The following is a 14,115-nucleotide window of genomic DNA, read 5'->3' on the forward strand; positions in this document are numbered from 1 at the left end:
GGCCGCGCGGAAGACCCGCTGCGGAAGGCCCGCTGTGTGGAAATCCCCGGAACCGGCCGGTGGCCTCAGTGCTTCGCGGGCGTGATGGACGTGCGGACCGTGTCGTCGACGGTCGGGTCCCGCCACGCCTGCTTGTTCTCGACGTGCTGCTTCATCAGCGAGTCGTTGAACTCCTCGTTCTCCGCGTGGTTCTTGGACATCGAGGTCAGCGCCTTGCCGATTTTCTGGAGCTGGGCGGAGAGATGGCCCATCGACTCGTTCATGCCGTCACGCACGCCTTCGTAGACGACACCGAACTTCTCGCCGATCTCGTCATCGCCCCACGGCGGAGCCCCGTCCTTGCTGGCGAACGTCGTCAGACCGCTCATGAACTGCTCGCCGAACGACTTCTCCGGCGGAGGCTTCTCCTGCCCGTTGCTGGGCGGCCCCGCCCCCAGCGCATGCAGGCCGTCCATCAGCCGCGCCACCGAGGAATAGAAGTCCTCACCGAGCTTGACGAAGTTCGTGCCCTCAGCCTTGAGGCTCTCCACGTCGGTCTGGAATCCGCCGGCGCCAGCCATGACATCCCCCGTGTTCGTACTGGTTACCCAACGAGATATTCAAGCCAAAGCTTAACCGCCGAGGTTGACAACCCACCAGGTGCTACTGGCGAGGCCCTGGCTCCGCCTGGGGCGAAGGAGATCCGGCTGAGGGGCCTCAGGGAGTCTGCCGGCCGCGGAGGCGGTGGTAGAGCTCGACTGCTGCCTCCGGGGGGAAGTTGGGCAGGAACGACACCTCGCCGTCGGCCTTGGAGATCACGACGTTGCTTCCTCCGGGATTCGCGGGAGGGGCGGTGGGGTCCTCGGCCGGCGGCCAGCTCGCGTGGATCAGGTAGCCGATGTCGAATTCATGGACGAACAAGCCGGAAGGGCCGCCGGGTGAGCCGACCTCGGGGTAGTGCTCCCGGCCGATCTCCAGCGCTTCGTCCGCGTTCGCCGGAACGGTCTGCGGTCCGGTCTGCGGGGGGAGCGGGGGCGGAGTGGGAGGCAGGCCCGGGGTGCTGCCCGACTGGTCGGAATCGGTCATGTTCTGACTCCTTGATGCTGGACACACGGATGACGGTCAACCTAACTCACGCCGTGGCGGCCCGATCGGTTCACGTCCGGGAGGCCAGGAGGCTGGGTAACCGGGAGGCCAGGTACCGGGAGACCGCAAGTCCGGGAGGCCGACCCCGCACCGGACTCACCCCCACCGCCGCGCTGCCCTTCCGCCGCGACGCCCCTCTGCCGCGACGCACCACCACCCCCCCAAGCGCTCACCCGAACAACACCCGCGCCAGCCAGAATTCCAGCAACTCCGTGTCGCCGCTGATCTCGTAGACGTCGCGGTCGCTGGGGGCGCGGCCGTAGATGAGGAGCAAGAGGTCCGTCAGGGGGGCGCGGACGGAGACGGCGGCCGGTTCCTGGGTGCGGCGCCAGGTGAGGGTGGTGCCGGTGAGGTCGACGAGCCAGTCGGCCGCCGCTTCCGGTGGGGTGTCCGTGGCGTGGAAGTGGAGGGTGCGGCCGGGGCCGAGGAGTTCGCGCCGGTCGGGGTGGTGGTCGAACATCTCGGGCAGGGAGCCGAGTTCCATCCACTCGTCGAGGCAGTCGAGGGCGACCCGCTGGTCGACGGTGAAGTCCGTGCCGAGGGTCAGAGTGGCGTCGGCCCGGTGCATGACCGTCTCGTGGGCCATACGGCGGGCGAAGAAGCGCGGGGAGCCGGAGGGGAGCGGGGTCCAGATCCGGGCGTCGGGGCCCGCGGCGCGGAGGGTGCCGGCGAGGAGCCGGGCGCCCTCGGTCAGCCAGGCGGCGAGCGCGACCGGGGTCTCGGTGGTGTCGCGGGGGAGGTCCCGGAGCGCGGTGTCGGGCGGGGGCTCGGTCGCCCGGGTCCGGACGAGCTCCTCGACCCAGCGGTGGGCCTCGCCCAGATGCCGGAGCAGCTGGGCGAGGTTCCAGTCGGGGCAGGAGGGCACGGAGGCCGTCAGCCGGGTGCCCTCGTCGAGGCCGGTGCTCAGCAGGTCGGCCTGGTCGACGATTTCGGCGCAATGGTCGTCGAAATCCATATCCGTGGTGGTGGCGTCCATGTCGTCACGGTAGAGGCCCCCACCGACAACTGGCCGTCACCACATGCCAGCGGGCGCCGCCAGGCGGAACCGCAACCGGCAGATCACCGCGTCGGTGTCCCGGCGGACCGCATGCGCGACGACCGCGCCGCGCTGGTTCTGGAGCAGGCGCTGCCAGAGGTGGCCGGGTTCGGCCTCCGGGATCAGCACGGTGATGCGGGTGCCGGGACGGCGGGCGGCCAGGCCGGTGACGTGGGCGGCAATGGGCGGCCGAGGGACCGGGTGGCCGAGGGCAGTTCGAGGAGCTCGACGCCGGGGTTCCAGAGTTCCCAGTCCCGGCGGAGCGTCTCGGTGGCCGGGCGGTCCTCGGGGGTGTCGTGGGTGACGGTGACCGCCACCACCTCGTCGCCGAGGCGCCGCCGGAGAAGATGAGCAGCGCGGCGGCGACGGCGGCCGGCGCCAGTACACCGTGGCCCTTCCGCGGTGGTGCCGTACCTCCATGACTTGCTGTACGGCGCCGCGCCGGTCCTACTCGATGACCTGATCTCTCAGGCGCAACAGCAGATCCGGCAGCGCTTCCCGGCGCTGGACCCGATTACCGTGACGCGGCAAGCGCTCAGCTAGTGCCGCATCAGGAAACGTTCGCCCTGTACGGGGCTACGGTGAAAGTCGAGTGCGAGACATCCTGCTCCATGGCCATGATGTGGATCATGACTGTGTACGTCGACAATCCTGCCCGGCTCGGTGAGAGTCGTCTGTCTGATGGACGGTTGCTTGGTTGGGCCGAGTGGGGGCCGTTGGACGGGGTGCCCGTTCTGTTGTGTCCGGGTGCGGCTACGAGCCGGTGGCTCGGCTTCGGCGCAGGGGTCGTTGAGGCGCTTGGAGTGCGTCTTGTCTCTGTGGACCGCCCGGGGCTCGGTGCCTCAACACCTGCGCCCGGCCGGACCTTCTCCGACTTCGCTGGTGATATTCGGCAACTCTGCGTGCTGCGAGGGCTGGGGCATCCGGCTGTGGTCGGGAACTCACAAGGCGCGCCGTTTGCTCTCGCCTGCGCTGAGGAGGGTGTGGCCTCGGTACTGGCTGTCGTCTCCGGCGCGGATGAGGTCGCCGCGCCGGAGTTCGCTTCCGCTCTGGCGGCGGACCTGCGTGGCCTGGTTGAGCGGACCGCGTGCGACCCGGTCGGCGCCGAGGAGTTTTTCGCGGGCTTCACTGCGGATGCGATGTGGGGCATGGTCATGGCCGGGAGTCCAGGGTGCGACCTCGCCGTGTATCAGGATCCTGATTTCGCGGCTGTTTACCGCAGGGCCTTGGACGAGGGTTTTGTTCAAGGTGCTGCTGGATACGCCCGCGACACGGTCCTGTCCATGGGGCGATGGCCGTTCGCCCTCGACGAGATCACTGTCCCGGTCGGGATCTGGTACGGCGAACGGGACACCAGCCACTCGCCCGATAACGGAGCACTGCTCGCTACCCGTATACCCGGTGCTCATCACCGTGTCGTCCCGGGGATCGGCGGCGCGCTGCTGTGGACACATTCCGAGTCGATCCTCACTTCGCTTCTTGAGAAGGCCACGACCGACCGGTAGGCGACCGGCTCATGGCAGTGCCGGGACGTGAGGTGGTGTGCGCTGTCCCGGACGGCCGATCGCCATCCAGCTGCGCGGGTGGCAGAACGGGTTCTTGACGCGGACGCGTACCGGCCCGCCGCCGCGCCGCCGCCCGCTCAGCGGAAGAGCCCCGGTGACCGCCCGCTCAGCGGAGGGGTGCCCCGGTGGCCGCCCGCAGATCGCGGTAGCTGACCAGACGGAGCCCGCAGAAGTCCTCGGGGTCGTCCTCCAGGTCGAAGCAGGAGGCGATGATCCAGATCACCAGGAAGAAGTAGCCCCCGAGCCAGCGGCGGAACAGCCGGGGCAGCCGCGGGCGGGTGGCGTCCGTTTCGCGGATGACGCGCGTACGGACGGCGAACTTGCCGAGGCTCGCACCGGCGACACGGGTCAGCAGGACATGGTTGAGGAACGACAGTCCGAAGCCCGCGCCGGCGACGGTGTAGAAGGTCTGCAGGGCGGGCAGACCGGCGTGGTTGGCGGAGCGCAGGGCGACGTAGGCGGCGGTCAGCGCCAGCAGCCCGTCCAGGAATATCCCGCCGAGCCGGCGCAGCAGGTTCGTCTCGTTGGGGATGCGCGGAGCCGCGGCGGGCGGAGCGTACGGGGAATGCGGAGCCGACTGCGGTGAATACGGGTGCGCAGGCCCCTGGGGCGGCTGCTGTGGCCCCTGGTACGGGTGCTGTTGTCCCTGGTACGGCTGCTGGCCGTATGGGTGCGGCGGGTTCGGATAGGGGGACGGCGGGCCCTGCGGAGAGGGCTGCTGCGGTGGGTATGGAGAAGGCTGCTGGGGAGGGAAAGGTCGCTCGTACACAGGTCCGGATCTTTCCATGCCGAGCGGGTCAGAACGCCGCAGCGGGCCGAGAGAAGTCGTAGCGGACACCGGTGAGTTGTTCCGAGGCGGCCCACAGGCGCTCGCCGTTCGCGTCCTTCCTGGTCCAGGGGGCGCGGAAGGACTGGGCGGGGGCGCCGCGCAGTCCGCTGCGCGGGCCGATGAAGGAGTCCGGCCGCATGTGCGGGGCGGTGGCCGCGCAGAGGGTGCCCAGGGCGCCGCCGTCCGGGGACTGGGCGATGAGGCGGTTGCCCAGCTCGATGGCCCGCTCGGCGGAGGTGCGGCCCTCCATCCGGACGCCCGTGGTCTGCAGATTGGTGGACGCGTATCCGGGGTGCGCGGCGGCCGCGACGACCTGCGAACCGGCCGCGGCCAGCCGCCGGGCCAGCTCGTGGACGAAGAGGAGGTTGGCGCTCTTGGAGCGGGCGTAGGCGATCCAGCGGCGGTAGGAGTGCTCGCTGTTGAGGTCGCTGTAGTCGAGGTCGGCGAGGGCGTGCAGCATGCTGGAGACGGTGACGACCCGGGCGCCGGGTGTGGCGAGGAGCTTGGGCAGCAGCAGCCCGGTCAGCGCGAAGTGGCCGAGGTGGTTGGTGCCGAACTGCATCTCGAAGCCGTCGGCGGTGGTGCGGTACGGCAGGGCCATCACACCCGCGTTGTTGATGAGCAGGTCGAGGCGGTCGCCGTCGAAGTCGTCGAGGGCGGCGGCGAAGTCCCGTACGGAGGACAGGTCGGCCAGGTCGAGCGGCCGGAACTCCGCCTCGGCGGCGGGGACTTCGGAGCGCAGCCGGTCCAGGGCGGCGATCCCGCGCGTCTCGTTGCGGCAGGCCAGCAGTACGCGGGCGCCCTGGCGGGCCAGTTCGCGGGCGGTGACATAGCCGATGCCGCTGTTCGCGCCCGTGACGACCGCCGAGCGGCCCGTCTGGTCGGGGATGTGGCTGGTGTTCCACCTGGTCACGCCTGCACTCCTCCGTAGGGGGCAACCAGGTTACGCCGCGTGGTGAGGCGGATGGGTCCGGAGGTGCGGAGGTGACGGGCGGGCGCGGCGCGCACGGACACCGTCCGCCGCCACCGCACCGGCCGTGGTCACTCCCCTTCGGCGAGGCGCTTGATCGCCGAGAGGCGGGTGTCCCATGCGGCGGCCACCCGGTCCATCCACCGGGCGGTGACCCCCAGCCGCTCCGGTATGACCCGGTAGCGGGCCTCCCTGCCCTCCCGGTGGCCGGCGACCAGACCGGCCCGGTCCAGGACCCCCAGATGTTTGACGATGGCCTGGCGGCTGACCGGCAGTTCCGCCGCAAGGACGGTGGCGGTCGCCTCGCCGTGTGCGGCGAGGGCGTCGAGTATCCGGCGCCGGGTCGGGTCCGCCAGCGCGGCGAACACCTCCGCCACGGCGTCCGCGCCCGCGTCCGAGCCGGCGTCCGCGCCCGAGCCGGGGGCAGGGCCCGAGCCGGGGCCCGAGCCCGGATCTGCTCCGGTGCCCGCGCCCTTGCCCGGCCCCCCGCCCGGCCCCGCTCCCGCCCCAGCGCCCGACCATTTCTCCCCCGGCCGTTCTCCTCCCGGCCGCTCTGCCCCCGGCCCCGCATCCCTCGTCATGCCGCGAGCTGCTCCGCGTACCGCCGGATGTTCTCCACCTGGCCGGACCAGCCCTCGGAGTGGCTCTCGTACCCGGCGGTCTTCCGCCGGTCCTCGGGGATGGTGAGCGCGGCGAATCCGGTCTCCACGACGCGCAGCCGGGTGCCGTCGCCCTCCGGGGTGAGGGTGAACTCGACGAGGGTGGAGTTGCCCTCGGTCGCCACCTCGCCCGGGAAGGCGCTGGCCCAGCGGTACGAGAAGTGACGCGGCGGGTCCACGGTCACGATGGTGGTCGGGAACTGGCCGTACTCGCCGTGGTCGAGCTGCATGATGCCGCCCGGCCGCAGGTCGACCGGTGTCGGCCGGCCCTGCCCGAACCACGAGCCGACATGCTCCGGTTCGGTGAGCACGGCCCAGACTCGCTCCACGGGCGCGGCGATGCTGATCTCCCGCTCGATGCGGTCCCTGCCGTCGCCGCCCGCGCCGCTGTCAGTGCTCTGGTTGCCGTCGGTGCTCATGGCGCGCGCCTCCTGCCGTTCTCGGATCGACTGATGCCTTACGTGCTACCCAATGGTTGCACGTAAGCCCAGGAGGTGCAACCGAGCGGTTGCGCGTTGCTCTCCGTCACCCCGGCCGTCGGCCACCGGCGTCGGCTATCAGCTCTCAGCTACCGGTCACCGGTCACCGGCTCCCCGCCACCGATCAGAGACCCCTCTCCCCACCCCGAGCCCCCGCACCCCGTACCTGCTCCACACTCCTTACGCGATACGCCGGGACCGAGACCGACGGATCGTCCAGGCAGTTCCCCGACGCCAGGTCGAAACGCTGCTTGAGCAGGGGTGATGCCACGAACGGGCGGCCGTCGGCCGAGCCGGTCAGGCCGCGGGAGAGGACCTGGGCGCCGGTGAACGGGTCGCGGTTGGCGATGGCATAGGCCTGCCCGGCGCGGTCGATGAAGAGTGCGGCCTGGGTGCCGTCCGGGAGGAGCGCGGCGACCCCGCGCCCCGGGATGAGGTCGTCCAGTGTGCAGACCGCGACCCAGCCCTGGGGGCAGCGGATCTCGACCGTGGCGGCCGTAGTGGCGGCCTCGATGTCTTCTTCGGTGCGGGTGAGTGTGGCGGTGGCGGTGGTCATCAGACGGAGGTCCCTTCCAGGGTGCGTACGGGCAGGGTCGGGCCGGCCAGCAGCTCCAGGTCCGGCTTGACCTGGTCGCGCTCCGGCACGAAGCGGACGGACGGGTCGGGCGCGTCGGGCGCGTTGACGAAGGAGACGAAGCGGGCCAGCCGCTCGGGGTCGGCGAGGGTCTCGGCCCATTCGTCGCGGTAGTGGGTGACATGGGCGGCCATCAGGGCCTCCAGCTCGTCGCACAGCCCCAGGGAGTCATGGACGACGACGTCCCGGACGTGGTCGAGGCCGCCCTCGATCCGCTCCAGCCAGGCGGAGGTGCGCTCCAGCCGGTCCGCGGTGCGGATGTAGAACATCAGGAACCGGTCGATCAGCCGGATCAGTTCGGCGTCGCTCAGGTCCTGGGCGAGCAGATCGGCGTGGCGCGGATCGGCGCCGCCGTTGCCGCCCACGTACAGGTTCCAGCCGTTGGAGGTGGCGATGACACCGAAGTCCTTGCCGCGGGCCTCCGCGCACTCCCGGGCGCAGCCGGAGACCGCGGACTTGAGCTTGTGCGGGGAGCGCAGCCCCCGGTAGCGCAGCTCCAGTTCGATGGCCATACGGACCGAGTCCTGCACGCCGTAGCGGCACCAGGTCTGCCCCACACACGACTTCACGGTGCGCAGCGCCTTGCCGTACGCGTGCCCCGACTCGAAGCCGGCGTCCACCAGCCGGGCCCACACCTCGGGGAGCTGGTCGACCCTGGCGCCGAACAGGTCGATCCGCTGGCCGCCGGTGATCTTGGTGTAGAGGCCGAAGTCGCGGGCCACCTCGCCGATCACGATCAGCTTGTCCGGGGTGATCTCCCCGCCGGGGATGCGCGGCACGATCGAGTACGAGCCGTTGCGCTGGAGGTTGGCGAGGAAGTGGTCGTTGGTGTCCTGGAGGGCGGCCTGTTCGCCGTCGAGGACATAGCCGTCGGCGCCGACGGAGGGCGCCAGGGAGGCGATGATCGAGCCGACCGTGGGCTTGCAGATCTCACAGCCGTCGCCGTTCCTGGCCTCCGGGCGGCCGTGCGAGTCCAGCAGTTCGGCGAAGGTCGTCAGCCGCAGGGTGCGGACGATCTCGTAGAGCTCGGCGCGGGTGTGCGGGAAGCAGCCGCACAGCCCGGTGTCGATGGTGGCGCCGTTCGCGGCCAGCTCGTCGTTCATCACGGCGGTCAGCGACTTGACGCAACTGCCGCAGCCGGTACCGGCCTTGGTGCACTTCTTGATCTCGGGGAGGGTGCCGCAGGAGTGCTCGGTGACCGCCGCCCGCACCGTCCCCTTGGTCACGTTGTGGCAGTTGCACAGCACCGCACTGTCCGGCAGCGCGGACGGGCCGAGCGCGGCGGCCCCGCCCTCCGCCGCCCCGGCGGGCAGCACCAGCTGCTCGGGCGCCACCGGGGGAACGCTGCCGGTCAGCGGGCGCAGCATGCCGTACGCCTCGGCGTCGCCGACCAGCACCCCGCCCAGCAGCTCGCCCGCGGCGCCGATCACCAGCTTCTTGTAGACACCGCTGCGGGCGTCGGAGTAGACCACGTCCAGACAGCCTTCGGTGGCGCCGTGCGCGTCGCCGAAGGACGCGACGTCCACCCCGAGCAGCTTGAGCTTGGTGGACAGGTCAGCGCCGGTGAAGCCCTCGGTCTCTCCGGTGCCGGCGCCGAGTGCCTCGGCGATGGTGCCGGCGGCCGTGCGGGCCATGTCGTAGCCGGGCGCGACCAGTCCGTAGACCCGGCCGTCGGCGGCCAGGGCGCACTCGCCGATCGCGTACACGGCGGGGTCGGTGGTGCGGCACTGCTCGTCGACGACGATGCCGCCGCGTTCGCCGACCGGCAGCCCGCAGTCCCGGGCGAGCTGGTCGCGGGGCCGGACACCGGCGGAGAAGACGACCAGATCGGTCTCGATCCGGGAGTCGTCCGACAGGCCCATGGCGGTCACCGCACCGGCCGCGTCCGCGACGATCTCCTTGCCGCCGACGCCGGTGTGCACCTCCAGGCCCATCTCCTCGACGGTACGGCGCAGCGCGCGGCCGCCGCCCTCGTCGACCTGGAGCGCCATCAGCCGCGGCGCGAACTCCACGATGTGGGTGCGCAGCCCCAGCCCGTTCAGCGCCCCGGCCGCCTCCAGGCCGAGCAGTCCGCCGCCGACCACCACACCGGTGCGGGCGTTCTTGGCGTACTCCTCGATGGCGAGCAGGTCCTCGATGGTGCGGTAGACGAAACAGCCCGCACTGTCCTTGCCGGGCACCGGCGGGACGAACGGGTAGGAGCCGGTGGCCAGCACCAGGGTGTCGTAGTGGACGGTCAGGCCGGAGCGGGCGGTGACCGTGCGGGCCGTGCGGTCGACGGCGGTGGCGGGGTCACCGAGGTGCAGTTCGATGCCGTGGCGGGCCATGAAGTCCGGATCGACCAGGCTCAGGTCTTCCGGGCCGCGGCCGGCGAAGTACGACGTCAGCTGGACGCGGTCGTAGGCCGGGCGGGGCTCCTCGCACAGCACGACCACCCGGTTCCGCTCGGTGACGCCGCGGTCGGCCAGCTCCTCCAGGAAACGCTGGCCGACCATGCCGTGGCCGATGAGGACAAGGGTGGGGGTGGTGCCAGGCGCGGCGGCTGGCGTGGCTTCCGGGTGCGGCGGCATCGAGGTCATGTTCATCAGCCTGCGGTCCGGCTGTTACCCGCCCGCATCTGCTCTGTTTCCCGGGCGGAACGCTGCCCTCAGTGGCGGGCGGGGCGCCGTGTGAGGGCGGGCCGCCCGGTGCGGGCCCGCCCCGGCCGTACGGCCCGGCTGTCAGGCCGCCCCCGTCTGACCGTCAGGCCCGCCCCCGTCTGACCGTCCGGTCAGCCGCTCAGCTGCGCCGGGCACAGCCGCCGCGGCTGCTTGTCGGTGCGCAGCTTGGCGTCGACACAGCCGCCCGGCAGACCGTCGTGGGCCTCGGTGCCGAAGTTGGCCGTGACGGTCAGCGCGCCCTTGCCGAAGACCGTGCGCTGGACGCTGCGGTCGGGGGTCAGCCACCGGAAAGAGGTCAGCTGCTCGGTGCCGGCCGCGCGGTGCAGCGGCGAGAAGTACTTCTGCAGCGCGGCGAGCTCGGACCCCTTCTTGTCCAGCGTCGGCCCGTCAAGGGCGTAGTTGAGCGGCGTGTTGTAGAGCATTGCCAGCAGCGCCCGGGTGGTCTTCTGCTCCGGCAGCTTCTCGTACGACAGCTCCCAGCGCTCGGTGTTGACCAGCGAGCCGTGCAGCGCGGTCTCGTAGAGGGGGACGCGGTATTTCGGGTCGTACATGGCCGTGGCCAGCTCGGCGGGCAGCTTCACCGGCTTGAAGAAATTCTCCGGGGCGTTCCCCGGGGCCCAGCCGCCCCAGGTCTTCTTGTCGCGCTGCAGCTTCCACAGGCCGTCGGCGACCGGGGTGCCCGAGCCGTGGTTGTAGGCCAGCACCTGGTTGGCCCAGGGCTGGGCGGACTCCGATCCGAGGACGAGGTTCTTGGACAGCCGCCGCATCCGCGCGAGCCGCATCTCACGGTCACCGGCCTTGGTCATCTCATGACCCTTGCCGTGATCGCGGAACACCTCACCGGTCGCATCCACATCGAGGAAGTAGCTGTCCGCCCCGTTGGCGACCATCTTGCGGGTGCGGTCGGCGAGGTAGTGCTTGCCCGGTTCGGCCTTCTCGAAGGCGCGGGAGCTGAGGTAGCAGCCACGGTTCCCGAACCCCGTCTCCGGGGTGCCGTCCGCCTTCCGTATACAGAAGTCGGGGTAGACCCGGTCCGGCCAGGCCGAGGTGGGGCTGTCGGTGGTCTTCGGGTCCTGCCCGTTGGCGAAGGTGTCGTACGGCCCGACGAGATAGCCCGCCTTCTTGGCGGCCCGCACCGCCGCGGCGTTCATCGGGTCCGGCCCGGCGTCATAACCGAGCCACATCCGGTCCACGCCCAGCCGCTTCAGCTTGTCGACCCCGGCGGCGGTACGGGCCTCGCCCCACCCGTAGGCGTGGAAGGCGCCGAGCAGCTTGCTGGTGGCCGGATTCTGCCGGATCTTCTTGCGCAGGCTGTGGAGCTTTCCCCGCTGGGAGAGGTAGGAGCGGTAGTCGGCGGCGGGGGCGACCGGGTTGCCGTCGGTCAGCGCGAAGGACACCTCGTAGTCACGGGTGCCCTCACCGGCGTCGAAGGCATGCGCGGCGGTGGCCCGCAGCCTGCCTCCGGTGGAGGCGAAGCGCAGCGAGGTGCCGATGTCGGTGGGGGTGAGATAGCTGACCCCGGCCGCCCCCATGGAATAGCCCCACAGCGGGAGCGAGAAGCCCTCGCCGACGTCGACGGTGCTGCCGGCCAGCCCGCCCTTCTCCGCGCTCGCGTTCCAGAACGCGTCCCGCACCGGCACGTCCAGGCCCTCGCCGCGCGGCAGTTGCAGCGCGGAGGCGGCCCGGTCGGTACCGGTCACCGGCCAGCTGACCGACCCGTCGCGGTCCGCCCGCAGCTTGATCCGCAGCCGCCCGCGCTCCGAACTCGCCGTGACCTTCAGCCCCTTGGCGGGGTAGCTCCAGCTCGCCCCGTCGGCCGTCCGCGTCACCGGCCCCGGCTTCCCGAGCCCGCCACCCGCCGGACCGGACAGCACCAGCCGCCGCCCGTCCGCGGTGCGCGCGTCGACCGCCAGCGAGGCGGTGTCGACTACGGCCGTACCGCCGCGGACGGGAAGTTCGAGCCGGCTTCCCTCCAGCGTGCCGGCGGCAGCACTGTCACATCCGGTCGCACCGAAGGTGGTCGCGGTGAGGGCCAGGGAGGCGGCGAGCACACGGGTGGTACGGCGGTGCCGCCCTGTGGTCTTGGGGAGGTGGGGATTCATACTGGAGTGAATAGTCAGCGGGATTAAGAGAGTTCTAAGAGCCCGCCGACGAGCCGCTCGATTGCCTTTCTCCTGGTGACAGCCGGCAGAGGGCCGCCGCCGGTGCGTGCCAGGGGGTGTCCTGCGGATCAGGCCGGCGACGTCGCATGAGCGTGGTGTGAGCCGATCGTGAGCGACGTGGCCGAGCCTTCTCATATGCCGGTCGCGGAGGCAATTCGCTTCTGCTGCGTGGCCGGCGGCACTTCGTTCCCGGAGGGTTCGGAGCTGATGCACCCCTCGCTCACAACGGGCTCCGCCTTCCCTGGACGGCATCGCCCGGAGTCGTGAACGGAATCGCAGGACGCAATCCGCACTTCAGGTGGAAGGCAAGGGAAGCAAAATGAACAGCAGAATAGGCAGTTGGCGGGCGAAGGCGGCCGCGGTGGGATCAGCGGCCGTCGTGGCGGCGCTGTGCCTGACCATCACCCCGGCGCAGGCAGACTCGCCTGGCGGCGGTGGCAGCCTTATGCCGAAGCCTGGGGTTGGAGTCGTCCCCCAGGACACCGACGACTGGAGCACTCCCGAGGGGCTCGCCAAGTACCTCTCTGGTTGCCCCGGTGACACGTGCACCTTCGTGCCCCTCGAAAAGATCGGGGACCCGGTTTACGGTACGCCGACGAGGGTGGGGACGCCGAGCCAGAACTGCTCCGCCACCGAAACGGCTACACAGAAGTTCGAAGAGGCTGAGACCATCGGCGAAACGACCACAGTCGGCTTGTCGATCGCAGGCCTCGGGGCGACGGCGAAAGTCGATCAGAGCTGGTTCAAGTCGAACACTGTGAGCAATGCGCTCACAGGCACACTGGCCCCCCATCAAACTGGCTGGTTCGAGTCGGTCCCCGTCACCCAGAAGGCGAAGGGGACTTGGAAGATCGCAGGCGTCAGTGAGACAAATCCCTTCGGTACGGCGAACAAGTACACCGCCGTTGGGCCGCGCGAATTCCATGACGTCGATTCGGACATCACTTACAAGCTCATCAGGTTCCAGCCCAACGACATGACTGCCGACGAAGTCAAGAATCTGTGCGGCAAGGACGGCCCGGTCTAATTCGGTCGGTGCGCGGAGTGTGGTGACCACCGAAACTCCGTGAGCGGCCCGAAACGGGACGAGGGCCTTCTGGCCCGGTGCGGATCGCGAGATCTGCAACCGGTGACCAGGAGGCCCTCACTGTCCTTCCGAAGCCAGGGCCTGTCCGATGGGTCAGGGTCGGACACGCGTTAGTAGCGCAGCGCCGGGAACCATTCGCCACGGCCCCCGGGCGTGAGGTCGAGAAGATGCCACACCGGCGTGAGCAGGTCGATCCCGCGCTGGTCGATGTCCTCGGCCATCCGGGGATGTACCGAGTAGACGTGGCGCACCGCCCCGGCGTCGTCGCGGGTGAACACCGACACCGTCGAGTCCTGGCTGCCATCCGCGTCCTCGCTGCCCAGGTCGTACTTGAAGGTGCTCGCCCCGGCGCTGAGCAGGCGCAGGTTCGTCCACTGCCGGTCGCGGGCGTGCGCACGCAGCACCGGCAGCTCGGCCGCGGCGACGACGGCGAAGTCGACGTTCTGCGTGACGTGGTCGACGATCCCGTTGAAGCCGTCGAGCCACATCGTGCACATGGGGCAGGCCTGCTTCTGCTGCTTGCCGAACATGAAGTGGTAGACGATCAGGTCACGTCCGGGCTCGCTGAACAGCTCACCGAGCCGCACGGACCGCGCCGGATGGTCCCCGGCGCTCAGATCCGCGGGACCTTCCTCGAAGACGTAGTCGTCGACGGCGGGTCCCGGCGGCAGCCCCCGGCGCATGGCGGCGACCCGTTCGCGTTGGCGCATCAGCTCGATCTCGGCCTGCCGCAGCTCCTCGCGGGCGTCGCCGTACTCGGCCGACTCCCCACTGAGACGGGTGTGCCGCATCGCTGCCTCCTGGACCACTACCGGCGCACATCCGCCGCTCCCGGCGGCCGTCCGCCGCCGCCCACCATTCTCAGCCGGTGTACAGCGGCTCGCCAGGCGGAGCGGCCGCGGCGGGGAC

General features: G+C 70.7%; 13 protein-coding genes and 1 pseudogene. 2 read left to right on the top strand and 12 right to left on the bottom strand.

Annotated elements, in window-relative coordinates; all coding sequences use genetic code 11:
• Nucleotides 1–65 precede the first annotated feature (65 nt).
• The 4 genes and pseudogenes from SLV14N_RS27295 to SLV14N_RS27310 form a co-directional block, all read right to left on the bottom strand.
• A complete protein-coding gene (locus SLV14N_RS27295; protein ID WP_208684393.1) occupies nt 66–560 on the bottom strand; it encodes a hypothetical protein in 495 nt (164 codons plus the stop codon).
• A 136-nt stretch (nt 561–696) separates the two neighbouring features.
• On the bottom strand, nt 697–1,065 hold the full coding sequence (locus SLV14N_RS27300; protein ID WP_208684395.1) for a hypothetical protein: 369 nt from the start codon (nt 1,063–1,065) through the stop codon (nt 697–699).
• Nucleotides 1,066–1,294: 229 nt separating this feature from the next.
• Entirely contained in the window at nt 1,295–2,101 is an 807-nt protein-coding gene (locus SLV14N_RS27305) for a maleylpyruvate isomerase family mycothiol-dependent enzyme (RefSeq protein WP_263271479.1), read from the bottom strand.
• 36 nt (nt 2,102–2,137) lie between these two features.
• Nucleotides 2,138–2,493: pseudogene (locus SLV14N_RS27310) on the bottom strand (amino acid permease); the annotation flags it as partial.
• A 297-nt stretch (nt 2,494–2,790) separates the two neighbouring features.
• On the opposite strand from SLV14N_RS27310, the gene SLV14N_RS27315 reads away from it, so the two are divergent.
• The gene (locus SLV14N_RS27315) at nt 2,791–3,666 is read left to right on the top strand and encodes an alpha/beta fold hydrolase (protein WP_263271480.1); all 876 of its coding nucleotides are present in this window, start codon (nt 2,791–2,793) and stop codon (nt 3,664–3,666) included.
• A 166-nt stretch (nt 3,667–3,832) separates the two neighbouring features.
• On the opposite strand, the gene SLV14N_RS27320 is transcribed toward SLV14N_RS27315, so the two are convergent.
• The 7 genes from SLV14N_RS27320 to SLV14N_RS27350 all read right to left on the bottom strand — a co-directional run bounded on the left by SLV14N_RS27320 (nt 3,833) and on the right by SLV14N_RS27350 (nt 12,059).
• On the bottom strand, nt 3,833–4,495 hold the full coding sequence (locus SLV14N_RS27320) for an RDD family protein (protein ID WP_263271481.1): 663 nt from the start codon (nt 4,493–4,495) through the stop codon (nt 3,833–3,835).
• A gap of 28 nt (nt 4,496–4,523) precedes the next feature.
• On the bottom strand, nt 4,524–5,468 hold the full coding sequence (locus tag SLV14N_RS27325; protein ID WP_263271482.1) for an oxidoreductase: 945 nt from the start codon (nt 5,466–5,468) through the stop codon (nt 4,524–4,526).
• A 128-nt stretch (nt 5,469–5,596) separates the two neighbouring features.
• Nucleotides 5,597–5,902 carry a helix-turn-helix transcriptional regulator gene (locus SLV14N_RS27330; RefSeq protein ID WP_018088131.1) on the bottom strand — a complete coding sequence of 102 codons (306 nt, stop codon included), beginning with the start codon at nt 5,900–5,902 and terminating at the stop codon, nt 5,597–5,599.
• 200 nt (nt 5,903–6,102) lie between these two features.
• Nucleotides 6,103–6,603 (bottom strand): SRPBCC family protein, encoded by a 501-nt coding sequence (locus SLV14N_RS27335; protein ID WP_263271483.1) that lies wholly within the window; start codon nt 6,601–6,603, stop codon nt 6,103–6,105.
• A 184-nt stretch (nt 6,604–6,787) separates the two neighbouring features.
• Nucleotides 6,788–7,219: a nitrite reductase small subunit NirD gene (nirD, locus tag SLV14N_RS27340; RefSeq protein ID WP_259670537.1), complete on the bottom strand. Its 432-nt coding sequence runs from the start codon at nt 7,217–7,219 to the stop codon at nt 6,788–6,790.
• Entirely contained in the window at nt 7,219–9,876 is a 2,658-nt protein-coding gene (nirB, locus tag SLV14N_RS27345; RefSeq protein ID WP_269470890.1) for a nitrite reductase large subunit NirB, read from the bottom strand. Before nirB ends, nirD begins: the two co-directional genes overlap by 1 nt.
• A 191-nt stretch (nt 9,877–10,067) precedes the next feature.
• A complete protein-coding gene (locus SLV14N_RS27350) occupies nt 10,068–12,059 on the bottom strand; it encodes a glycoside hydrolase (protein ID WP_263271484.1) in 1,992 nt (663 codons plus the stop codon).
• Nucleotides 12,060–12,438: 379 nt separating this feature from the next.
• Between SLV14N_RS27350 and SLV14N_RS27355 the strand changes: the two genes are divergently transcribed.
• Complete coding sequence (locus SLV14N_RS27355) at nt 12,439–13,146, top strand: hypothetical protein (RefSeq protein ID WP_263271485.1); 708 nt, start codon at nt 12,439–12,441, stop codon at nt 13,144–13,146.
• A 170-nt stretch (nt 13,147–13,316) separates the two neighbouring features.
• Here the strand turns inward: SLV14N_RS27355 and SLV14N_RS27360 are convergent, their stop codons facing one another.
• On the bottom strand, nt 13,317–13,997 hold the full coding sequence (locus tag SLV14N_RS27360; RefSeq protein WP_208684408.1) for a DUF899 family protein: 681 nt from the start codon (nt 13,995–13,997) through the stop codon (nt 13,317–13,319).
• Nucleotides 13,998–14,115: the final 118 nt, after the last annotated feature.

Source organism: Streptomyces sp. Je 1-4 4N24, assembly GCF_026239515.1.
In the GTDB taxonomy this organism is placed as follows: Bacteria; Actinomycetota; Actinomycetes; order Streptomycetales; family Streptomycetaceae; genus Streptomyces; species Streptomyces nigrescens.

Excerpts from the sequence above, each read along its gene's own strand:
- SLV14N_RS27295 (WP_208684393.1), bottom strand. The coding sequence starts at position 560 with ATGGCTGGCGCCGGCGGATTCCAGACCGACGTGGAGAGCCTCAAGGCT.
- SLV14N_RS27300 (WP_208684395.1), bottom strand. The coding sequence starts at position 1,065 with ATGACCGATTCCGACCAGTCGGGCAGCACCCCGGGCCTGCCTCCCACT.
- SLV14N_RS27305 (WP_263271479.1), bottom strand. The coding sequence starts at position 2,101 with ATGGACGCCACCACCACGGATATGGATTTCGACGACCATTGCGCCGAA.
- SLV14N_RS27315 (WP_263271480.1), top strand. The coding sequence starts at position 2,791 with ATGACTGTGTACGTCGACAATCCTGCCCGGCTCGGTGAGAGTCGTCTG.
- SLV14N_RS27335 (WP_263271483.1), bottom strand. The coding sequence starts at position 6,603 with ATGAGCACCGACGGCAACCAGAGCACTGACAGCGGCGCGGGCGGCGAC.
- nirD (WP_259670537.1), bottom strand. The coding sequence starts at position 7,219 with ATGACCACCGCCACCGCCACACTCACCCGCACCGAAGAAGACATCGAG.
- nirB (WP_269470890.1), bottom strand. The coding sequence starts at position 9,876 with ATGACCTCGATGCCGCCGCACCCGGAAGCCACGCCAGCCGCCGCGCCT.
- SLV14N_RS27350 (WP_263271484.1), bottom strand. The coding sequence starts at position 12,059 with ATGAATCCCCACCTCCCCAAGACCACAGGGCGGCACCGCCGTACCACC.
- SLV14N_RS27355 (WP_263271485.1), top strand. The coding sequence starts at position 12,439 with ATGAACAGCAGAATAGGCAGTTGGCGGGCGAAGGCGGCCGCGGTGGGA.
- SLV14N_RS27360 (WP_208684408.1), bottom strand. The coding sequence starts at position 13,997 with ATGCGGCACACCCGTCTCAGTGGGGAGTCGGCCGAGTACGGCGACGCC.